Origin of the sequence: Pseudomonas chlororaphis subsp. chlororaphis (genome assembly GCF_003945765.1) — a bacterium.
Taxonomy (GTDB): Bacteria; Pseudomonadota; Gammaproteobacteria; order Pseudomonadales; family Pseudomonadaceae; genus Aquipseudomonas; species Aquipseudomonas chlororaphis.
The window spans coordinates 5,427,847-5,447,898 of record NZ_CP027712.1 but is presented as its reverse complement, the minus strand read 5'-3'; the positions used below and the strand labels follow the sequence as shown (position 1 = coordinate 5,447,898).

The window sequence follows — 20,052 nt, the reverse complement described above, 5'->3', positions numbered from 1 at the left end:
CAATATTTCCTCGACATTTGTTTTTTTTATGAAGCCAGTTCGACGGCTCTCTTATACAGCGAATGCCTTGACGGCTCCTGATGTGTGTTGGCCCATCAGGCATTCGTCGAAGAGTGTAGAGCATGAGTCGTGCCAGGCCAGCTGATCCGTATCAAGACCTTGATTTGAAAGGCTATTAAATATTTATGGTGGATATTGTCGGCGGTCTTTATCCGGTTATCCGAATTGACCCGAAAGTCGCGTTCGGAAAACCGAATGCCCTGCAGGGCCGGGCTCATCCCCGTAGGAGCGAGGCTTGCCCACGATGGCATCACCGCGCTGATCCTGTTGCACCGCGTTGCGCGGATCGCGGGCAAGCCTTGCTCCTACAGACGCCGCGGCCATGAAAAAGCCCCCGGGCCGTGTGGCGCGGGGGCTTCTTTATAGGACGGGCGATCAGGCGGCCTCGATCTTCGCCCGGTTCTGCTCGACCTTCTGCAGGTAGTGCTGCAGTTTTTCCTGCTCTGCCGGGGTCGTGAACAGCCCCAGCTTGCTGCGGCGCCACAGGATGTCCTGGGCATTGACCGCCCATTCTTCGCTGCACAGGTAATCGACTTCACGGGTGTACAGGCCTCCACCCAGGTGCTCGCCCAGGTCGCTCAGGCTGTGTACGCCTTCCAGCAGGCGCCAGGTGCGGCTGCCGTAGCTGGTGGCCCAGCGGCGGGCGATTTCGCTGGGTACCCAGTCGAACTTCTGGCGAATCGCTTCGGCCAGTGCCTGCGGGGTGGTCATGTCTTCGCCGCCGGGCAGGGTCGAGTGGGCGGTCCAGCTCGGCTTGATGCCCTTGAAGAACGGCGTCAGCTGGGCCATGGCCGATTCGGCCAGCTTGCGGTAGGTGGTCAGCTTGCCGCCGAACACCGACAGCAGCGGCGCTTCGTCGGCATTACCGGACAGCGCCAGGGTGTAGTCGCGGGTCACGGCCGACGGGTTGTCGGATTCGTCGTTGCACAGCGGGCGCACGCCGGAGTAGGTGTGCACGATGTCCTGGCGGCTCAGCTGCTTCTTGAAATGGGCGTTGACCACTTTCAGGATGTAGTCGGTTTCGCCTTCGGTAATCGCCACCTTCGCCGGGTCACCGGTGTACTCGCGGTCGGTGGTGCCGATCAGGGTGAAGTGGTTCAGGTACGGAATGGTGAAGACGATGCGCTGGTCTTCGTTCTGCAGGATGTGCGCATGTTCGCCTTCGTACAGCTTCGGCACGATCAGGTGGCTGCCCTGGATCAGGCGGATGCCGTAAGGCGAATCCAGCTTCAGGTCGTCCTTGATGAACTTGGCGACCCATGGGCCGGCGGCGTTCACCAGGGCCTTGGCTTGAATCGAGAACAGGCTGCCGTCGGCGCGCTCCAGGTGCAGGTGCCACATGCCCTTGCTGCGGCGGGCGCTGATGCAGCGGGTCTGGGTGTGCACGTGGGCGCCTTTTTCGCGGGCGGCCATGGCGTTCAACACCACCAGGCGGGCGTCGTCGACCCAGCAGTCGGAGTATTCGAAGCCTTTGGTGATCTCGGCTTTCAGCGGGCTGTCGGCACCGAACTTGAGGCTCTTGGAACCGGCGAGTTTTTCCCGCTTGCCCAGGTGGTCATAAAGGAACAGGCCGGCGCGGATCATCCACGCCGGACGCAGGTGCGGGCGGTGCGGCAGGACGAAACGCATGGGCTTGACGATATGCGGGGCCTTGGCCAGCAGCACTTCGCGTTCGGCCAGGGCTTCGCGCACCAGACGGAATTCGTAATGTTCGAGGTAGCGCAGGCCACCGTGGATCAGCTTGCTGCTGGCCGAGGAGGTATGGCTGGCCAGGTCGTCTTTTTCGCAAAGGAACACGGACAGGCCACGCCCGGCGGCATCGGCGGCGATGCCGACACCATTGATCCCACCACCGATCACGGCAATGTCATAAATCTCGGCGAGAGGGGGCGCGGGCAAGGTGGAAGTGGGCATCGACTGGCCTCGTGTTCTTCTGGTATTTGAAATCGAACATTAATGTTCATTTGCGAAAATACTAGCGCAGAAACACGCCGACAGCCAGCGGGATTCGATTGAAAAAACTCATCGAAAGGCAGGGAAAGGAAAATTTACGAACATTGTCGGACGCGAGGTGTCCGCGGCTTGCGTAAGGGGGATCTGTAGCCGCTACCGAAGGCTGCGATCGCGCCCGAAGGGGGCGCAGGATCTCCAGTTCGCTGAAGGCCTTCGGCCTTATCGCAGCCTGCGGCAGCGGCTACAGGGGAGGGATCAGACAACTTCCAGGCGAATCTTGTGCTGTTGCAGCAACTGGGTCAGCGCCGGAACCGGCTGCTGGTCGGTGACCAGGCAATCGATCAGGCTGATGGGGCCGAGGCGGATCATGGCATTGCGCCCGAACTTGCTGGAGTCGGCGGCCAGGATCACCTGCCGGGCATTGGCGATGATCGCCTGGGACACCCGCACTTCCTGGTAGTCGAAGTCCAGCAGGCTGCCGTCTTCGTCGATACCGCTGATGCCGACCAGGGCAAAGTCGACCTTGAACTGGTTGATGAAGTCGACGCTGGCCTGGCCGACCACACCGCCATCGCGACGCACGTTGCCGCCGGTCAGCAGCACGTCGAAGTCGTCCTTGGCGCTGAGCATGGAAGCCACGTGCAGGTTGTTGGTGATGATCTTCAGGTGGCTGTGATTGAGCAGCGCCCGGGCAATGGATTCGGTGGTGGTACCGATATTGATGAACAGCGAGGCGTGATCGGGGATCTGCGCGGCGATGGCTTCGCCGATGCGTTGTTTCTCATCGCGCATCTGGTCGGCGCGCATGGCGTAGGCGGTGTTTTCGACACTGGAGTCGTAGGCTGCGCCGCCATGGTAGCGGCGCAACAGGTTCACTTCCGCCAGTTGGTTGATATCGCGGCGGATGGTTTGCGGTGTAACGACGAACAGCTGGGCCATTTCCTCGATGCTGACATAGCCGCGTTCGCGGACCAGTTCGAGGATTTGCTGCTGACGGGGAGGCAGATTCATGGGGCTTCCTTTGGGCTGCCATGCAAAATTTGCCCATGATGCCGCAGGAATCCGCTCCCGACCAGTTACAACCCGATACGAATCCGCGACTTGGCTTATTCAGCGCCTTCGTGCGGTTCCCAGTCGCGGGTGCGGCTGACGGCTTTTTTCCAGCCGGCGTAGAGCTTTTCCTTCTCGGTTTCGGCCAGCTGTGGTTCGAACTCGCGCTCGATCACCGCCTTGCCGCGCAGCTCTTCCAGACTGCCCCAGAAACCGCAGGCCAGGCCTGCCAGGTAGGCCGCGCCCAGGGCCGTGGTTTCGCGCATTTGCGGGCGCTCGACCTGGGTGCCGAGGATGTCGGCCTGGAACTGCATGAGGAAGTTGTTGGCCACCGCACCGCCGTCCACGCGCAGGGCCTTGAGGCGTTCGCCGGAGTCCTGCTGCATGGCGTCGAGGACGTCGCGGGTCTGGTAGGCGATCGACTCCAGCGCGGCGCGGATGATGTGGTCCACGCGCACGCCACGGGTCAGGCCGAACAGCGCGCCACGGGCGTAGGGGTCCCAGTACGGAGCGCCCAGGCCGGTGAAGGCCGGGACCAGGTACACGCCGTTGCTGTCCTTGACCTTGCTGGCGAAGTATTCGGTGTCGTGGGCGTCGTTGATGATCTTCAGTTCGTCCCGCAGCCACTGCACGGTGGAACCGCCGTTGAACACCGCGCCTTCCAGGGCATAAGCCACTTCGCCGCGAGGGCCGCAGGCGATGGTGGTGAGCATGCCGTGCTTGGACTTGACCGCCTTGTCGCCGGTGTTCATCAGCAGGAAGCAGCCAGTGCCGTAGGTGTTCTTCGCCTGGCCCGGCTCGACGCACATCTGGCCGAACAGCGCCGCCTGCTGGTCGCCGGCGATACCGCCGATGGCGATGCCGCTTTTGGTGCGGCCGTAGATTTCCGAGGACGACTTCACTTGCGGCAGCATTTCCCGCGGGATATCCAGCACTTCCAGCATCTTCGCATCCCACTCCAGGGTGTGGATGTTGAAGAGCATGGTGCGCGAGGCGTTGGTGTAGTCGGTGACGTGGGTCTTGCCGCCGGTGAATTTCCAGATCAGCCAGCTGTCGACGGTGCCGAACAGCAGTTCGCCGTTGCGCGCGCGTTCGCGGCTGCCTTCGACGTTGTCGAGGATCCACTTCAGTTTGGTGCCGGAGAAATACGGGTCGGTGACCAGGCCGGTGGTGTCGCGGATGTACTCTTCCAGGCCGTCACGCTTGAGCTGCTGGCAGATCTCGGTACTGCGGCGGCACTGCCAGACGATGGCGTTGTAGATCGGCCGGCCGGTGGTCTTGTCCCAGACCACGGTGGTTTCACGCTGGTTGGTGATGCCGATGGCGGCGACCTGGTCATGGTGCAGGCCGGCTTGCGCCAGGGCCTCGACCATCACCGCGCTCTGGGTGGCGAAGATTTCCATCGGGTCGTGTTCGACCCAGCCGGCTTGCGGGTAATGCTGGACGAATTCGCGCTGGGCGGTGCACACGACGTTGGCGTCGCGATCGAAAATGATCGCGCGCGAGCTGGTCGTACCCTGATCGAGGGCAATGATGTAGTTCTTATTCTGAATGTCGGTCATGTCGATTGCCTTGGACAAAAATAAGGAAGTGGGCAAGAGGCGCAGGTCGGGGTTGGGCAGGACCTTGCGCCGCCGGTTTCAAGAAGTTCTTACTTTGCCGTCAATGGCTTTTTCGGCATCCGTTGGAGCTGGGGCGACGGTTGGCAGGTGGCGGGCAATCAGCCCGCGGTAAGCCACGGCGCCGAGGCAGGCACCGATAATCGGCGCGAAGATCGGAACCAGGAAGTACGGAATGTCGCGGCCGCCGGTAAAGGAAACCTCGCCCCAACCCATGAAGAATGTCATCAGTTTAGGGCCAAAATCCCGCGCCGGGTTCATCGCGAAACCAGTCAGCGGCCCCATCGCGCTGCCGATCACGGCGATCAGCAGGCCGATCAGCAGTGGCGCCATCGGGCCGCGCGGCAAGCCGTTGTTGTCGTCAGTCAGGGACATGATCACGCCCATCAGGATCGCGGTAATCACCACTTCGACCAGGAACGCCTGGGCGGTGGACAGCGCCGGGTTGGGATAGGTGGAGAATACCGACGCCAGTTCAAGGCTGGCCTGGGAGCCGCGGACCATCTGGTGGGCTTGTTCGTAATCGAAGAACAGGTTGCTGTACAGCGTGTAGACCAGCAGCGCCGCGCAGAAGGCGCCGGCGATCTGGGAGACGATGTAGAACGGCAGTTTGCGTTTCTCGAAGTCGGCAAAGATGCACAGCGCGATGCTGACCGCGGGGTTGAGGTGCGCGCCGGAAACGCCGGCGGTGAGATAGATCGCCATGCTCACGCCGATCCCCCAGATGACGCTGATTTCCCACAGGCCGAAGCTGGCACCCGCGACCTTGAGCGCGGCGACGCAACCGGTGCCGAAGAAGATCAACAAGGCTGTACCCAGGAACTCGGCCATGCACTGGCCGGAGAGTGACGGTTGTTGTAACGCAGTTGTCATGGAAAACCTCGGTTTTTGTTGTTGTCTGGCACTGGCGTGAAGGGCGCCGAGCGCGATTTTCACCGTCGGCAGGATCCCCATCCTGGACGCGGCTTACTGCTGGGTACGGCTGTTGGATCTACCACATGATATTCGCAAACGAAAAAATATAGACAAGAAACATTACTGTCAAAGGTCGAAAGTGAACCGTTAGTCATTTTATAACTATCAGTCGTGTGAATGATCCTGCGGGAAGCGCATGGGTTTTGCGCAAAAGGCGCGGCCAGCCTGGTGCCGGCGGCTGCTTGTGCTGGGGGATGGGCCTTGGAATAGAGCCTTTTATTAGTGGATATCCTAGAATCGCCGGTGTTCTTTTCCCTGCCTATGGAGTTGCCATGACCCCTGCACTGGATCTGCTGAAAAAAGTTCGCGCCGAACATCGGGTGCACAGTTATGAACACGACCCGAAGGCGGCCTCCTATGGTCTGGAGGCGGCGGAAAAGCTCGGCCTCGACCCGGCTCAGGTGTTCAAGACGCTGCTGGCCAGCAGTGAAAAGGGCGAATTGCTGGTGGCCGTGGTGCCGGTCGTCGGAAGTCTCGACCTCAAGGCCCTGGCGCACGCGGCGGGGGTGAAAAAAACCGAGATGGCCGACCCGGCTGCGGCGCAGCGAGCGACCGGTTACCTGCTGGGCGGGATCAGCCCCTTGGGCCAGAAAAAGCGCTTGCGCACCTTCATCGATAACAGCGCGCAACCTTTTCCCAGCATCTTCGTCAGCGCCGGTCGGCGTGGGCTTGAGGTCGAACTCTCGGCCGCCGTGCTGGCCGAGCACACCCAGGCGGCATTCGCCGATATCGGGCGCGACTGACCGCCAGTGCGCCGATAAGTATCGGCGCTGTATGGCAAAAAATAACTTTCTCTGTGGCTGTCGGCGCCTGGACGGGCAGCCCCATGCTTGCGCGGCATGTTCAAGGAGAAATGTTTATGCAGCTTGAGTTTCATCAGGTCGACGCGTTCAGCGATCGTCCGTTCAGCGGCAACCCGGCGATGGTCTATCGACTGCCGGCCTGGCCGGCCGATGAGTTGATGCAGAACATTGCCGCCGAGCACAACCTGGCGGAGACCGCTTTTGTCGTGCGCGAGCCTCAAGACTGGCGTATCCGCTGGTTTACCCCGACCACTGAAATCGCCTTGTGCGGCCATGCCACCCTTGCCAGCGCCCATGTGCTGTTCGAGGTATATGGCGAGCCGGGGCCGCGTATCGACTTCGTCTGCCAGTCAGGCCCCTTGAGCGTCAGTCGCGAAGATGCGCAGATTTGGCTGGATTTCCCGGTTCGCGCACCGCGCGCGATCGACGGCCGCGAACAGCTGGAGCGCGTTTTGGGCACGAGGGTCGTGGCGTTACTGGGGGCCAACGAGTTGTTCGCGGTGCTGGAGTCCGAGCAGGCGGTGCTCGACTGTCAGCCGGACATGGCGGCGCTGGCCAAGCTGCCCTGGCCTGGCGCGATCGTGACCGCGCAGGGCAGCCAGCATGATTTTGTCTCGCGCTATTTCGCGCCGGCCATTGGCGTCAACGAAGACCCGGTCACCGGGTCAACCCACTGCGCCCTGATTCCGTACTGGGCCGAACGCTTGGATAAGACGAGCCTGACGGCCTATCAATGCTCGAAGCGCGGAGGGGCGTTGTTCTGTCGGCTGGAAGGGGCGCGGGTGAAGATTGGCGGCCAGGCGACGCTGGTGGCCAGTGGCAAGCTGTTCCTGGATTGAAACCGCAGGCGCCGGTTGAGCGGCGCCTGCGGTATCCGCTGGATCAGTGGGCGCTGCTGTAGCGGCGGACGCCCGATTCAGACTGTGGCAGTTGCGCCGCGGTGCTGCCGGAGGCCTGGAACAGCACCAGGTGTTCGGCGGCGACGCGGATTCCGACGTCAGCGCCTATCAGATGATCGGCATGGCTTGGGAAGATCGACTCGAGCTGGCTGCCGGTCGGCAGTTGCAGGCGGTACAGGGTCGACGCGCCCTGGAAACTCTTGCCGACGATCCGCGCCTTGAGGTCGCTGTCTGGTGCATAAACGATGTCGTCCGGGCGTAGCAGTACATCCACCGCGCCGCCAGGGGGCCAGGTGTAGGCACGGTTGCCGCGCAGTACACCGAGTTCGGTCTGCACCGATTCCGGGCTGTCCAGCTGGCCACGGATGAAATAGCCCTGGCCGATAAAGCTCGCCACGAACGGTGTCAGCGGTTCGTGATAGAGGTTGTACGGCGTGTCCCATTGCTCCAGGCGACCTTCCTTGAACACGCCTACGTGATCGCTGACGGCGAAGGCTTCTTCCTGGTCGTGGGTCACCAGGATCGCACTGGTGCCCCGCGCCTTGAGGATGTCGCGCACTTCGTGACTGAGCTTGCGCCGCAGTTCGCCATCGAGGTTGGAGAAGGGTTCGTCGAGCAGCAGCAACTGCGGCTCCGGCGCCAGGGCCCGGGCCAGTGCGACGCGCTGTTGCTGGCCGCCGGACAGCTCATGAGGGAAACGCTTGCCGAGGTTCTTCAAGTTGACCAGTTCCAGCAGTTCCTCGACCACCCGGTTCTTCTGCGGGTGCTTGCGGATGCCGAAGGCAATGTTGTCCGCCACGCTCAGGTGCGGGAACAGGGCGTAGTCCTGGAACACCATGCCGATCCGCCGGCGCTCCGGCGCCAGGGTGAAGCCGGCGCTGGAGATGGTTTCGCCGGCCAGCTGGATTTCACCTTCGTGCACCGGCTCGAAACCGGCAATCGCGCGCAGGGTGGTGGTCTTGCCGCAGCCGGAGGAACCGAGCAGGCAACCGATATCGCCGGCGTTGAGGTGCAGGTTGAGGTTCTGCACGACCCGTTGGTCCTGGTAGCCGCAGGCGAGATTGCGCAGGTTAAGCAGTAATGGCTGGCTCATGCGTGGTGGTACGCCGGCTCGACCAGAAACTCGAGCAGGGCCTTTTGTGCGTGGAGACGGTTTTCTGCCTGGTCCCACGCCACGGAGCGCGGGTCGTCCAGCAGGTCGAGGCTGATTTCTTCGCCGCGGTGGGCGGGCAGGCAGTGCATGAACAGCACGTCTTCGGCGGCCAGGTCGAGCAGCGCGCGATTGACCTGGAACGGCGCGAACAGCTTGAGACGCAGGGCGGTTTCTTCTTCCTGGCCCATGGAGGTCCAGACATCGGTGCTCACCAGATGGGCGCCGATCACCGCGTCTTGCGGATCGCGCACGATGCTCACCCGGTCGCCGGCGCGGGCGACGAATTCAGGGTTGGGGTCGTAGCCTTCGGGGCAGGCGATGCGCAGCTGGAAGTCGAACTGGATCGCCGCTTCTATATAGCTGTTGCACATGTTGTTGCCGTCGCCGATCCAGGCCACGGTCTTGCCCTGGATCGAGCCGCGGTGCTCGAGGAAGGTTTGCATGTCGGCCAGTAACTGGCACGGGTGCAGGTCGTCGGACAGGCCGTTGATCACCGGTACGCGGGAGTTGGCCGCGAACTCGGTCAGGGTGCTGTGGGCAAAGGTACGGATCATCACCGCGTCGAGCATGCGCGACATGACGATGGCGCAGTCGCTGATCGGCTCGCCGCGACCCAGTTGGGTGTCGCGCGGGGACAGGAAGATTGCCTGGCCGCCGAGCTGGATCATGCCGGCTTCGAAGGACAGGCGGGTGCGGGTAGACGACTTCTCGAAAATCATCCCGAGAACGCGGTTTTTCAGGGGCTCGAAGAGTACGCCGCGGTTACGCAGGTCCTTCAGCTCGATGCCTCGACGAATCACGCTGACCAGCTCTTCGGGCGTGCAATCCATCAGGGAGAGAAAGTGCCTTGCGCTCATCATTAACTACCTTTTTGCAACAGACCGCAGATACTCAAAGCCTTGTCTTATCGAGAAACGGGCGAGACCTGCGGCGAAAGCCGCACGGGGCGACGAAATAGGGGAAGGCGCGATCTTATAATTAAATGTCGCGTCTTACCAATAGCAGGCTTGGTTTCTAAGGCTTTCACCACTTGCAGCGAGTGGCCTGGGCCAAAAAGTGGGCCATTCGTGACGTTTTACAGCATGTTCAGATGGGCCCAGTCGGATGTGGAGTCAATCCACTTTGCATAGGTCCGCAGCAGCATTTGTACACTGCGCCTTGGCCGCTTTGCAACGCGCCTCGTGGCGCATGCCGCTATCAGGCATATGGCTGGCGCGGGCTGGGTTTTTCTCTACCTGGCTCTTGGGTACTTCGAGCCGGGCGGGAAATGGAAAGGTTCGCGGCAGGGGATCTCGGCAGAAATATTTCCTCAGGCAAAGGGCTGGGGTTATAAATGCGCACCGGCAACAGGGAAGTGCTTGGAATGGATTCGAAAGAACAGCAACTGAAGACACTGTTGGGGTTGACGACGCGAACCCTGACCGACCTGACGGCATCGATCACCTCGATGTCATTCGAGTTGCTACGCAGCGAGGACAGCACCACGCGCAACGCCGCGCGACAGATGATCGAGCGCATGCTGACCATCAGCAGCAATCTCGATGAGCATTGGCGGCTGCTTGCCGAATTCAGCGGGGTGCAGGGCGGTGAGGCGCCGATGGACGGCATGACGCCGATCGCCCGACAGGACGATCCACCGAGGCTGCCCTCCAACTGAGTCATCGGCTGGCTTGATGCTTGCCGATTCACAAGACGAACGTCTCTGGTGCTGATGCCGGTCTGGCACCATAGTTTTGTTCCCGCGGCCTGACGCTGGCCGCCCCGAATAAAATAGAGACTGGCCATGACCAAGACTCTCCATCACCGTGCCTGCCACCTGTGTGAAGCCATCTGCGGCTTGACCATCGAAACCACTGAAGTCGACGGCGCCGGCCCGCAGATCACCTCGATCAAGGGCGATGCCCAGGACAGTTTCAGCCGCGGCCATATCTGCCCCAAGGCGGTGGCGCTGCAGGACATCCAGAACGACCCGGATCGGCTGCGCCAGCCCATGCGCAGGGTCGGCGGCGATTGGCAGGCGATCGAGTGGGACGAGGCCTTTACGCTGGTGGCCGAGCACCTGGCGGCGATCCAGGAGCGGCACGGCAACAATGCAGTGGCGGTCTATCAGGGCAATCCCAGCGTGCACAACTATGGGTTGATGACCCACAGCAACTATTTCCTCGGCCTGCTGAAAACCCAGAACCGCTTTTCCGCCACCTCGGTGGACCAATTACCGCAGCACTTGAGCAGCTACCTGATGTATGGCCATGGGTTGCTGCTGCCGATCCCGGATATCGATAACACCGATTTCATGCTGATCCTGGGCGGCAACCCGCTGGCGTCCAACGGCAGCATCATGACCGTGCCGGACGTGGAGAAGCGCCTGAAGGCGATCCAGGCACGAGGCGGCAAAGTGGTGGTGGTCGACCCACGGCGCAGCGAGACGGCGGTCATGGCCGACCAGCATGTGTTTGTCCGTCCCGGCGGGGATGTGGCGCTGCTATTCGGTATGCTGCATACGATTTTCGCGCAGGGGCTGACGCGTGACAGCCATCTGCCGGTGGACGGCCTGGCCGAGGTGCGTGAGGCCATTTCCCGTTTCAGTGCCGAAGCCATGAGTCCTTTGTGTTCGGTGCCGGCGCAGCGGATCCGCCAGTTGGCGCGCGACTTCGCCGCAGCGGACAGGGCGGTGTGTTATGGCCGGATGGGCGTGTCCACCCAGTCGTTCGGTACCCTCTGCCATTGGCTGGTGCAACTGCTCAACCTGGTGACCGGCAACCTCGACCGGGTCGGCGGTGCTCTGTGCACCGAGCCGGCGGTGGATCTGGTGGCGGCGACTTCGGGCGGGCACTTCAATGCTTGGCAAAGCCGGGTTTCCGGACGCCCTGAATATGGCGGCGAACTGCCGGTCTCGGCCCTGGCCGAAGAAATGCTGACCGCAGGCGAAGGGCAGGTGCGGGCGCTGATCACGGTGGCCGGCAATCCGGTGCTCTCCACTCCCAATGGACGGCAGTTGGAGCAGGCGCTGGAGGGCCTGGAGTTCATGCTCAGTATCGACCTGTACATCAACGAAACCACCCGTTATGCGGACCTGATCCTGCCATCGACCTCGGCCCTGGAGAACGATCACTACGACACCACGTTCAATATGTTCGCGGTGCGCAATGTCAGCCGCTTCAATCGGGCGATCCTGCCCAAGCCGGAAGGCGCGCTGCATGACTGGGAAATCTTCGTCGGCCTGGCCAGGGCCTTCGCCGCGCGGACCGGCAAGGAGCTCAAGCCGACCGTGCCGCCGGCACAGATGATCGACAGGGGGCTACGAGCGGGGCGGTATGGCGAGGCGTCCGGGTTCAATCTGTCGATGGCGACGCTGGCCGACCACCCCCACGGGATCGACCTGGGGCCGCTCAAGCCCAACCTGGCAGCACGCCTGAAAACCGAGAACCGTCGGGTACAGGCCGCTCCCGCGGCGATCATGGCGGACCTCGAGCGCTTTGCCGCGTTGCAGGCTCCGGCAGCGGATGAGCTGGTGATGATCGGCCGGCGCCATGTACGCAGTAATAATTCGTGGATGCACAACTACCATCGGTTGGTGAAGGGCAAGCCGCGACACCAGTTGCTGATGAATCCCGCTGATCTGGCCCGGCGAGGGCTGACTGACGGACAGCGCGTGCGGGTCAGTTCGCGGGTCGGGGCGATCGAGGTGGAAGTCCTTGCCAGCAGCGAGATGATGCCCGGGGTGGTCAGCCTGCCCCATGGCTGGGGGCATGGTCGGCCGGGGGTGCAGATGAGCATCGCCACGGCCCAACCCGGGTCGAGTGCCAATGACCTGACCGACGAGCGTCAGTTGGACGAGCTATCGGGCAATGCGGCGCTCAATGGCGTGCCGGTGACGGTGGAGGCGGCCTGAGGAGTCTGTCGGAGAGGCCGAGCATGGCGCTCGGCTTTCCGTTACAATGCGCCACCGTGTCGACAACAGAGTCGGAAAGTTCAGCCGAGGTGCTCCATGGATATCATCGAAACTATTAAAGAGCAGATTGCCAACAACACCATTCTGCTTTACATGAAAGGCTCGCCGAATGCCCCGCAGTGTGGCTTCTCCGCGAAAGCCGCTCAGGCCGTGATGGGGTGTGGTGAGAAGTTCGCTTACGTGGACATCCTGCAGAACCCGGAAATCCGCGCCAACCTGCCTAAATACGCCAACTGGCCTACTTTCCCGCAACTGTGGGTAGCCGGCGAGCTGGTCGGCGGCAGCGACATCATGGCTGAGATGTTTGCCAATGGTGAGTTGCAGACCCTGATCAAGGCCGCCGCCGAAAAAGCTGCTGCCAAGACCGAAGCCTGATTTGCCCCTTGCAGGAGCGACAAGTTCGCTCCTGCAAGTTGTGTGGGTTTGTCCACACAATAAAAAGCCCCGCCCTCATGAGAGAGGCGGGGCTTTTTCATGGGCTGAACCTTGAGGGGAGTTACTCGTCGCCCATCTGCGATTGCAGGTAGTTCTCCAGGCCGACTTTATCGATCAGGCCCAGTTGGGTTTCCAGCCAGTCGATATGTTCTTCTTCCGATTCCAGGATGTCTTCCAGCAGCTCGCGGCTACCGAAGTCGCCAACCGATTCGCAATGGGCGATGGCGGCTTTCAGGTCGGCGTGGCCGGTACGCTCGATGCGCAGGTCGCACTCGAGCATTTCCTTGGTGTGTTCGCCGATCTGCAGCTTGCCCAGGTCCTGGACGTTCGGCAGGCCTTCGAGGAAGAGGATGCGCTTGATCAGCTTGTCCGCATGCTTCATCTCGTCGATGGACTCGTGGTATTCGTGCTTGCCCAGCTTGTTCAGGCCCCAGTCTTCATACATGCGTGCGTGCAGGAAGTACTGATTGATCGCGACCAGTTCATTGGCAAGGATCTTGTTGAGATGCTGGATGACTGTGACGTCGCCTTTCATGATGGGGTCCTGCCCTGTAATTAGCGGTATATAAGGCAGAGTCTGAGCCGCACGATGATTAGTGTCAAACCTAAGTTATTGAATAATATATGAAAATTAATCGGAATAAGAATGTTTGTGTTCCGCGTTTTGATGCTAAGCGATTGAATTACAGGCATAAAAAAGCCGGACATGAAGTCCGGCTCTTTTAAATGGCGTTAATTACGCAACATTAAATTCTACTGGGTAAGGAATCGCTGGCTGGCTGCTTTGCAGTTCGGTCAGGGTTTCACGTACCACCTGCTTGGCGAGGCAGGCACATTTGCCACATTGACTGGCCACGCCGGTCGCTTGGCGTACTTCACGATAGCTGCAGCAACCGTCGTAGATTGCATCGCGGATTTGTCCGTCGGTGACGCCAGTGCAGAGGCAGACATACATAAGGTGAGAACCGTCGTTGGTTATGGCTCAATGCGACGGATCTTAATGTTAACGAGAATGATTGTCAAAGTGGTTTCCTGGGGCTTTTTGCCAGATGCGTATCTGGCAGACGAACGGTTTTTTCTAGCACGGGTGACGAGCTGTCCAGCAGGGCGGCTTTTTTGCGGCCTGAACCCAGGGGATGGAAAAACCACTAAGGACAGCTCAAAAACGCGGTGTATGATGTGCGGTCCTTACGAAGCGGGATCGAGTCACAGGGCTGTCGCTTGGCGGCGGCAAACTGGGCTGGATCTCATTCTTCATTCGATCACACCAGGAGATATCCAATGAGCGTACTCGTAGGCAAACAAGCCCCTGACTTCACCGTTCCCGCCGTTCTCGGCAATGGCGAAATCGTCGACAGCTTCACCCTGTCCTCGGCCATCAAAGGCAAATACGGCCTGGTGTTCTTCTACCCGCTGGACTTCACCTTCGTCTGCCCGTCCGAGCTGATCGCCCTGGACCACCGCATGGCTGACTTCAAGGCACGCAACGTTGAAGTGATCGCTGTTTCGATCGACTCGCACTTCACCCACAACGCCTGGCGCAATACCCCGATCAATGCCGGTGGCATCGGTCAGGTCCAGTACATCATGGCTGCCGACATGAAGCACGACATCGCCAAGGCCTACGACGTTGAGTCCGAAGGCGGCGTGGCTTTCCGTGGCGCGTTCCTGATCGACGACAAAGGTGTCGTTCGTTCGCAGATCGTTAACGACCTGCCGCTGGGCCGTAACATGGAAGAGCTGATCCGTCTGGTCGACGCTCTGCAGTTCCACGAAGAGCACGGCGAAGTCTGCCCGGCCAACTGGAAGAAAGGCGACAAGGGTATGACTGCTTCGCCAGAAGGCGTTGCTGCTTACCTGAGCGAGAACGCCGGCAAGCTGTAAGCCGCGCTTCACTCATAAAAAAACCGGCCCCAGGGCCGGTTTTTTTATGCGCGGTCGTTCAGTGACGGTATCAGTCGTTGAAGTCTTGCCAGCCGCCCATTTCCTTCCAGCGATTGACGATGCCGCAGAACAGGTCGGCAGTCTTCTCGGTGTCGTAGCGGGCGGAGTGCGCCTCACGGCCATCGAAGTCGATATCGGCAGCCTGGCACGCCTTGGCCAGCACGGTTTGGCCATAAGCCAGGCCGGCAAGCGTCGCGGTGTCGAAGCTGGAGAACGGATGAAACGGGTTGCGCTTCATGTCCAGGCGCGCGACAGCCGCGTTGAGGAAGCCCAGGTCGAAGCTGCTGTTGTGCCCGACCAGGATCGCGCGCTTGCAGCCGTTGGCCTTCAGGGCCTTGCGCACGCTGCGGAAGATATCGTTCAGCGCGCTTTCTTCACTGACGGCCATGCGCAGCGGATGGTCGAGCTTGATCCCGGTGAACTCCAGCGCCGCGGCTTCGATGTTGGCGCCTTCGAAAGGCTCTACGCGGAAAAACAGGGTGTGTTCGGGGAACACGAAGCCCTTTTCGTCCATGCCGATGATGGTCGCGGCAATTTCCAGCAAGGCGTCGGTGGCCGAGTTGAAACCACCGGTTTCAACGTCGACGACTACCGGCAGGTAACCACGAAAGCGTGCCGCCATTGGATGACGCGAGCCACCACCGTTGTGACCGTCCTGCTCGTCGTCGAAATGGTCTTCACTCACGCGTGTTCCTCCAGCAGGCGCCAGCGCAGTTTTTCACCGGCGCGCAGCGGGATGACGGTCAGCTCGCCGAAAGGCAGGCTGGCAGGGGCGGTCCATTCTTCACGAACCAGGGTGATGCGATCGGTGTTGGCCGGCAGGCCATAGAAGCGTGGGCCGTTGAGGCTGGCAAAGGCTTCCAGCTTGTCCAGCACGTTGCGCTGTTCGAAGGCTTCGGCGTACAACTCGATCGCGGCATAGGCGGTGTAGCAGCCGGCACAGCCGCAGGCCGCTTCTTTGGCATGCTGGGCGTGGGGCGCGGAGTCGGTGCCAAGGAAGAACTTCTGGCTGCCGCTGGCGGCGGCGTCGAGCAGCGCTTCCTGGTGCACGTTGCGCTTGAGAATCGGCAGGCAATAAAAGTGCGGGCGAATGCCGCCAACCAGCATGTGGTTGCGGTTGTACAGCAGGTGATGGGCGGTGATGGTCGCGCCAACGTTGGCCGAGGCCTCATTGACGAACTGCACGGCGTCACGGGTGGTGATGTGTTCGAACACCACCTTGAGCGTCGGGAATCGCTCGACGACACGGCGCATGTGCTCGTCGATGAACAGCTTCTCGCGGTCGAACACGTCGACTTCACCGCGGGTGACTTCACCGTGGATCAGCAGCGGCAGGCCGACTTCGGCCATGGCCTCCAGCGCCGGGAAGATCTTGTCGATGCTGGTGACGCCCGAGTCCGAGTTGGTGGTCGCACCGGCCGGGTAGAGCTTGGCGGCATGGACGAAACCACTGGCCTTGGCCGCGCGAATTTCTTCGGGCTGGGTGCGATCGGTAAGGTAGAGCACCATCAGCGGCTCGAAGCGGCTGCCGGCCGGCCGCGCAGCGAGAATGCGCTGGCGATAGGCATCGGCTTCAGCGGCGTTGCGCACTGGAGGTACCAGGTTAGGCATGATGATGGCGCGGCCAAAGGTGCGCGCGACATCCGCGACAGTATTGGTCAACACGGCACCATCGCGAAGATGAATATGCCAGTCGTCGGGACGCAGCAGGGTCAGGCGGTCGGACATTGGGGATTCCAGGCGGGTCAAACTCCAGTGAATGCTACCGGAAAAGACTCTTCCAGGCACTCGCTATCAAGTTTTGCGTGAAGCTTCCGATATCCCGAAGGTATGCCGTAAACAGGCATTTCGATTTTCGTGATGTACAAGTCAGTGGAGCCTCCCGTGCGCCAGCGTTATCTAGCCTTGCTCAGTGTGTTCGCCTGCCTTCCCGCGATGGCGCTGACTTTCCAGACCCGTCTGGAGAGCATTGAGTGGACGGTCGAAGGCGATAAATTCGAGTGCCGTCTGAGCCAGCCGATCACCGATTTCGGTTCCGGGGAGTTCGTGCGTCGCGCCGGCGAGCAGGCGACCTTTCGCCTCAAGGCCTACAACCCGATGCTCGCTGGCGGTTCGGCCATGCTGCTCGCAGCGGCCGCGCCGTGGCAGCCGGGACGGGGCGACATCAACCTGGGTTCGGTACGGCTCGGCAGCGGCGATGTGCTGTTCAACAGCTCGCAACTGCAGGCCGGGCGACTGATCGGTGGATTGATGGATGGGCGCAGCCCGGTGGTTCGCCACTACTCCCGCGAGGGTGGGGTGTCCGAGGTGCGCTTGTTGCCGGTCAAGTTCAGCAAGGCGTATGGCGACTACCAACGCTGTGTCGCCAAGTTGCTGCCGAAGAATTTCGATCAGGTCAGGCAATCCGAGGTCGGCTTCCCCGGGGGCGGCATCGACCTGGACGCCAAAGCCAAGGCCAGGCTGCAGGTGATGCTCGAGTTTCTCAAGGCCGATCCGACGGTCAATCACATCCAGCTCGATGGCCACTCGGACAATAGCGGCAACCGCTTGACCAACCGTGACCTGTCGCGGCGCCGGGCGCTGGCGGTGATGGAGTTCTTCAAGGCCAATGGCATTCCCGAGTCGCAGATCGAGATGCGTTTCCACGGTGAGCGCTACCCGTTGGCGCCCAACACCAATGCGGCGAACCGGGCCAAGAATCGTCGGGTCAACGTACAGCTGCAACGTGTCCCGGTCGCGGAAAAACCGGCACCCCAGGCCGCTGCCCCCGCCAATGCCGCGGCGACTTCCTGAAACGGCTGTCGTCGTCGCCCGCTCGACATAATCTGTCGCTTCGTCGTCATAAGCTGTCGCGCCTCTGTAAATTATCCGCGTTGATCGGTAGACTTGACGGCTTTCCGTAGAACCCCGTGGAGTGATGGCATGGCGGACGTAAACAAGGTCGTTCTGGCGTATTCCGGCGGCCTGGACACTTCGGTGATCCTCAAGTGGCTGCAGGATACTTATAACTGTGAAGTGGTGACGTTCACCGCTGACCTGGGTCAGGGCGAAGAGGTCGAACCTGCACGTGCCAAGGCGCAAGCCATGGGCGTGAAAGAGATCTACATCGACGATCTGCGCGAAGAGTTCGTCCGCGATTTCGTTTTCCCGATGTTCCGCGCCAACACCGTTTACGAAGGTGAGTACCTGCTGGGTACCTCCATCGCTCGTCCGTTGATCGCCAAGCGCCTGATCGAGATCGCCAACGAAACCGGTGCCGACGCCATTTCCCACGGCGCTACCGGCAAGGGCAACGACCAGGTTCGTTTCGAACTGGGCGCCTACGCTTTGAAACCAGGGGTGAAAGTGATTGCTCCTTGGCGTGAGTGGGACCTGCTGTCCCGCGAGAAGCTGATGGACTATGCCGAGAAGCACGCGATCCCGATCGAACGTCACGGCAAGAAGAAATCCCCGTACTCGATGGATGCCAACCTGCTGCACATCTCCTATGAAGGCGGCGTGCTGGAAGACACCTGGACCGAGCACGAAGAAGACATGTGGCGCTGGACCGTCTCCCCGGAGAAGGCTCCCAACACCCCGACCTACATCGAGCTGACCTACCGCAACGGCGACATCGTGGCGATCGACGGCGTCGAGATGACCCCGGCCACCGTGCTGGCGACCCTGAACCGCATCGGCGGTGAAAACGGCATCGGTCGTCTGGACATCGTGGAAAACCGCTATGTCGGCATGAAGTCCCGCGGCTGCTACGAAACCCCTGGCGGCACCATCATGCTGCGCGCTCACCGGGCGATCGAATCGATCACCCTGGATCGTGAAGTCGCTCACTTGAAAGACGAGCTGATGCCCAAGTACGCCAGCCTGATCTACACCGGCTACTGGTGGAGCCCTGAGCGTCTGATGCTGCAACAGATGATCGACGCCTCCCAGGCCCACGTGAACGGCGTGGTTCGCCTGAAGCTGTACAAGGGCAATGTGATCGTCACCGGTCGCAAGTCCGATGAGTCGCTGTTCGATGCCAACATTGCGACCTTCGAAGAAGACGGCGGCGCCTACAACCAGGCGGATGCGGCTGGCTTCATCAAGCTCAATGCCCTGCGCATGCGTATTGCGGCCAACAAGGGGCGGACTCTGTTCTGATGCCTTGAGTCGTTTTAAAAGAGCCCCGCCATGAGCGGGGCTTTTTTATGCCTGATGTTTTAATCGATCAAAGTGGGTGTCTGGAGACCATAACTAAAAGTTTCCACTGGCCATTGTTTCAATGGGATCTCGACTATCTTTCAGTCTGTTCTTTTCAATACGAAGTGTAGGAAAGTCAGGAGTAGTTATATATAGGGGGCGACGTTCAATTTTTCCTTGTAGGGCAAATCCGTATTGTTTGTAAGGAACTTCTCGGGGCGATGCTGGCCCAGGGCATGGCCATGCCACGGGCCAAATGACTGGGTTATGGTGTTTGCTTGAAAAACCAATAGCGGACTCTGGACTTACCCATGAAGAAAGTTTTGATCGTAGATGATCATCCCGTCACTCGTCTGGCTGTGCGCATGCTGATGGAGCGGCACGGCTTTGAAGTAGTTGCCGAGGCGGACAATGGCATGGATGCCCTGAAACTGTCTTATGAACATGTTCCAGACATCCTTATTCTTGATATTGGTATTCCCAAACTCGATGGCCTGGAAGTTATCGCCAGACTTTCGTCAAAAGCCATGTCGACCAAAGTGCTGGTATTGAGCCTGCAAGTACCTGGCCCTTTCTCCATGCGCTGCATGCAGGCTGGTGCGGCGGGTTATGTGTGCAAGCAGCAGGACATCACTGAATTGATCAGTGCCGTCAGGGCAGTCCTGGCCGGCTACAGTTATTTTCCCAACGAAGCCTTGCATACCCTGCGCTCAAGCCTGGGCATCGCCAGCGAGGAGGGGATGTTGTCCAGCCTGTCGGGTCGAGAGTTGATGGTCCTGAAGCAACTCGCTGGTGGGCAGACCAACAAGGAGATTGCCGAGGGCCTGTGCTTGAGCAGTAAAACGGTGAGCACCTACAAAAGGCGGCTGTTGGGGAAACTCAACGCCCGCTCGCTGGTGGACCTGATCGAGTTTGCCAAGCGCCATCAGCTGGTATGAAGGTTGAGGCGCTACAACAAGGCACGGGAGGGAAAAACAGCGGCTTTTGCGAGCGTTCATTGCGTTGCGGGCTTGCCGGTCTGTCGGCGATG

The 20,052-nt window shown here is 60.7% G+C and carries 19 protein-coding genes; 9 read left to right on the top strand and 10 right to left on the bottom strand.

All coding sequences use genetic code 11. The annotated features are described in order from the left end of the window. Positions 1 to 435 precede the first annotated feature (435 nt). From glpD to C4K27_RS24580, 4 genes are all read right to left on the bottom strand, one after another. A complete protein-coding gene (glpD, locus tag C4K27_RS24595) occupies positions 436 to 1,974 on the bottom strand; it encodes a glycerol-3-phosphate dehydrogenase (protein WP_053262455.1) in 1,539 nt (512 codons plus the stop codon). A gap of 294 nt (positions 1,975 to 2,268) precedes the next feature. Next, a complete protein-coding gene (locus C4K27_RS24590) occupies positions 2,269 to 3,024 on the bottom strand; it encodes a DeoR/GlpR family transcriptional regulator (protein WP_007922413.1) in 756 nt (251 codons plus the stop codon). A gap of 95 nt (positions 3,025 to 3,119) precedes the next feature. Beyond that, positions 3,120 to 4,625, bottom strand: a complete 1,506-nt coding sequence (gene glpK, locus C4K27_RS24585; protein WP_009045375.1) for a glycerol kinase GlpK — start codon at positions 4,623 to 4,625, stop codon at positions 3,120 to 3,122. 78 nt (positions 4,626 to 4,703) lie between these two features. Continuing rightward, positions 4,704 to 5,555: an MIP/aquaporin family protein gene (locus tag C4K27_RS24580; protein ID WP_007922415.1), complete on the bottom strand. Its 852-nt coding sequence runs from the start codon at positions 5,553 to 5,555 to the stop codon at positions 4,704 to 4,706. Positions 5,556 to 5,929: 374 nt separating this feature from the next. Here C4K27_RS24580 and ybaK point away from each other — a divergent pair, with 374 nt between their 5' ends. Together ybaK and C4K27_RS24570 are read left to right on the top strand one after the other, a co-directional pair. Beyond that, a complete protein-coding gene (gene ybaK, locus C4K27_RS24575; RefSeq protein WP_053262454.1) occupies positions 5,930 to 6,400 on the top strand; it encodes a Cys-tRNA(Pro) deacylase in 471 nt (156 codons plus the stop codon). Between the two features lie 116 nt (positions 6,401 to 6,516). Then, on the top strand, positions 6,517 to 7,299 hold the full coding sequence (locus C4K27_RS24570; RefSeq protein WP_053262453.1) for a PhzF family phenazine biosynthesis protein: 783 nt from the start codon (positions 6,517 to 6,519) through the stop codon (positions 7,297 to 7,299). Between the two features lie 43 nt (positions 7,300 to 7,342). On the opposite strand, the gene C4K27_RS24565 is transcribed toward C4K27_RS24570, so the two are convergent. Together C4K27_RS24565 and argF are read right to left on the bottom strand one after the other, a co-directional pair. Next, on the bottom strand, positions 7,343 to 8,452 hold the full coding sequence (locus C4K27_RS24565) for an ABC transporter ATP-binding protein (RefSeq protein ID WP_053262452.1): 1,110 nt from the start codon (positions 8,450 to 8,452) through the stop codon (positions 7,343 to 7,345). Beyond that, positions 8,449 to 9,369 (bottom strand): ornithine carbamoyltransferase, encoded by a 921-nt coding sequence (argF, locus tag C4K27_RS24560; protein ID WP_009045370.1) that lies wholly within the window; start codon positions 9,367 to 9,369, stop codon positions 8,449 to 8,451. Before argF ends, C4K27_RS24565 begins: the two co-directional genes overlap by 4 nt. A 506-nt stretch (positions 9,370 to 9,875) precedes the next feature. Here argF and C4K27_RS24555 point away from each other — a divergent pair. The 3 genes from C4K27_RS24555 (at position 9,876) to grxD (ending at position 12,839) form a co-directional block, all read left to right on the top strand. After that, positions 9,876 to 10,169, top strand: a complete 294-nt coding sequence (locus tag C4K27_RS24555; RefSeq protein ID WP_007922422.1) for a PlzR type 4 pili assembly inhibitor — start codon at positions 9,876 to 9,878, stop codon at positions 10,167 to 10,169. 126 nt (positions 10,170 to 10,295) lie between these two features. Further along, a complete protein-coding gene (locus tag C4K27_RS24550) occupies positions 10,296 to 12,404 on the top strand; it encodes a molybdopterin oxidoreductase family protein (RefSeq protein ID WP_053262451.1) in 2,109 nt (702 codons plus the stop codon). A 96-nt stretch (positions 12,405 to 12,500) separates the two neighbouring features. Continuing rightward, the gene (grxD, locus tag C4K27_RS24545) at positions 12,501 to 12,839 is read left to right on the top strand and encodes a Grx4 family monothiol glutaredoxin (RefSeq protein ID WP_007922425.1); all 339 of its coding nucleotides are present in this window, start codon (positions 12,501 to 12,503) and stop codon (positions 12,837 to 12,839) included. Positions 12,840 to 12,960: 121 nt separating this feature from the next. Here the strand turns inward: grxD and bfr are convergent, their stop codons facing one another. Beyond that, the gene (bfr, locus tag C4K27_RS24540; RefSeq protein ID WP_053262450.1) at positions 12,961 to 13,434 is read right to left on the bottom strand and encodes a bacterioferritin; all 474 of its coding nucleotides are present in this window, start codon (positions 13,432 to 13,434) and stop codon (positions 12,961 to 12,963) included. Between the two features lie 201 nt (positions 13,435 to 13,635). After that, positions 13,636 to 13,854, bottom strand: coding sequence for a bacterioferritin-associated ferredoxin (locus C4K27_RS24535; protein WP_007922430.1), 219 nt, complete (start codon positions 13,852 to 13,854; stop codon positions 13,636 to 13,638). 326 nt (positions 13,855 to 14,180) lie between these two features. Between C4K27_RS24535 and C4K27_RS24530 the strand changes: the two genes are divergently transcribed. Then, positions 14,181 to 14,783, top strand: a complete 603-nt coding sequence (locus C4K27_RS24530; protein ID WP_007922432.1) for a peroxiredoxin — start codon at positions 14,181 to 14,183, stop codon at positions 14,781 to 14,783. A 70-nt stretch (positions 14,784 to 14,853) separates the two neighbouring features. Here the strand turns inward: C4K27_RS24530 and rnt are convergent, their stop codons facing one another. Beyond that, positions 14,854 to 15,528, bottom strand: a complete 675-nt coding sequence (gene rnt / locus C4K27_RS24525) for a ribonuclease T (protein WP_053262449.1) — start codon at positions 15,526 to 15,528, stop codon at positions 14,854 to 14,856. Beyond that, positions 15,525 to 16,571 carry a dihydroorotase gene (pyrC, locus tag C4K27_RS24520; RefSeq protein ID WP_053262448.1) on the bottom strand — a complete coding sequence of 349 codons (1,047 nt, stop codon included), beginning with the start codon at positions 16,569 to 16,571 and terminating at the stop codon, positions 15,525 to 15,527. The genes rnt and pyrC overlap by 4 nt, the downstream gene beginning before the upstream one ends. 156 nt (positions 16,572 to 16,727) lie before the next feature. Here pyrC and C4K27_RS24515 point away from each other — a divergent pair, with 156 nt between their 5' ends. The 3 genes from C4K27_RS24515 to C4K27_RS24505 all read left to right on the top strand — a co-directional run bounded on the left by C4K27_RS24515 (position 16,728) and on the right by C4K27_RS24505 (position 19,960). Then, positions 16,728 to 17,636: a flagellar protein MotY gene (locus C4K27_RS24515; RefSeq protein WP_053262447.1), complete on the top strand. Its 909-nt coding sequence runs from the start codon at positions 16,728 to 16,730 to the stop codon at positions 17,634 to 17,636. Between the two features lie 129 nt (positions 17,637 to 17,765). Beyond that, positions 17,766 to 18,983 (top strand): argininosuccinate synthase, encoded by a 1,218-nt coding sequence (locus C4K27_RS24510; protein WP_009045364.1) that lies wholly within the window; start codon positions 17,766 to 17,768, stop codon positions 18,981 to 18,983. A gap of 350 nt (positions 18,984 to 19,333) precedes the next feature. Next, entirely contained in the window at positions 19,334 to 19,960 is a 627-nt protein-coding gene (locus C4K27_RS24505; RefSeq protein ID WP_007922442.1) for a response regulator transcription factor, read from the top strand. Positions 19,961 to 20,052: the final 92 nt, after the last annotated feature.

Bases quoted from the DNA above. Each gene is read 5' to 3' on its own strand.
- glpD (WP_053262455.1), bottom strand. From the start codon at position 1,974: ATGCCCACTTCCACCTTGCCCGCGCCCCCTCTCGCCGAGATTTATGAC.
- C4K27_RS24590 (WP_007922413.1), bottom strand. From the start codon at position 3,024: ATGAATCTGCCTCCCCGTCAGCAGCAAATCCTCGAACTGGTCCGCGAA.
- glpK (WP_009045375.1), bottom strand. From the start codon at position 4,625: ATGACCGACATTCAGAATAAGAACTACATCATTGCCCTCGATCAGGGT.
- C4K27_RS24580 (WP_007922415.1), bottom strand. From the start codon at position 5,555: ATGACAACTGCGTTACAACAACCGTCACTCTCCGGCCAGTGCATGGCC.
- ybaK (WP_053262454.1), top strand. From the start codon at position 5,930: ATGACCCCTGCACTGGATCTGCTGAAAAAAGTTCGCGCCGAACATCGG.
- C4K27_RS24570 (WP_053262453.1), top strand. From the start codon at position 6,517: ATGCAGCTTGAGTTTCATCAGGTCGACGCGTTCAGCGATCGTCCGTTC.
- C4K27_RS24565 (WP_053262452.1), bottom strand. From the start codon at position 8,452: ATGAGCCAGCCATTACTGCTTAACCTGCGCAATCTCGCCTGCGGCTAC.
- argF (WP_009045370.1), bottom strand. From the start codon at position 9,369: ATGAGCGCAAGGCACTTTCTCTCCCTGATGGATTGCACGCCCGAAGAG.
- C4K27_RS24555 (WP_007922422.1), top strand. From the start codon at position 9,876: ATGGATTCGAAAGAACAGCAACTGAAGACACTGTTGGGGTTGACGACG.
- C4K27_RS24550 (WP_053262451.1), top strand. From the start codon at position 10,296: ATGACCAAGACTCTCCATCACCGTGCCTGCCACCTGTGTGAAGCCATC.
- grxD (WP_007922425.1), top strand. From the start codon at position 12,501: ATGGATATCATCGAAACTATTAAAGAGCAGATTGCCAACAACACCATT.
- bfr (WP_053262450.1), bottom strand. From the start codon at position 13,434: ATGAAAGGCGACGTCACAGTCATCCAGCATCTCAACAAGATCCTTGCC.
- C4K27_RS24535 (WP_007922430.1), bottom strand. From the start codon at position 13,854: ATGTATGTCTGCCTCTGCACTGGCGTCACCGACGGACAAATCCGCGAT.
- C4K27_RS24530 (WP_007922432.1), top strand. From the start codon at position 14,181: ATGAGCGTACTCGTAGGCAAACAAGCCCCTGACTTCACCGTTCCCGCC.
- pyrC (WP_053262448.1), bottom strand. From the start codon at position 16,571: ATGTCCGACCGCCTGACCCTGCTGCGTCCCGACGACTGGCATATTCAT.
- C4K27_RS24510 (WP_009045364.1), top strand. From the start codon at position 17,766: ATGGCGGACGTAAACAAGGTCGTTCTGGCGTATTCCGGCGGCCTGGAC.
- C4K27_RS24505 (WP_007922442.1), top strand. From the start codon at position 19,334: ATGAAGAAAGTTTTGATCGTAGATGATCATCCCGTCACTCGTCTGGCT.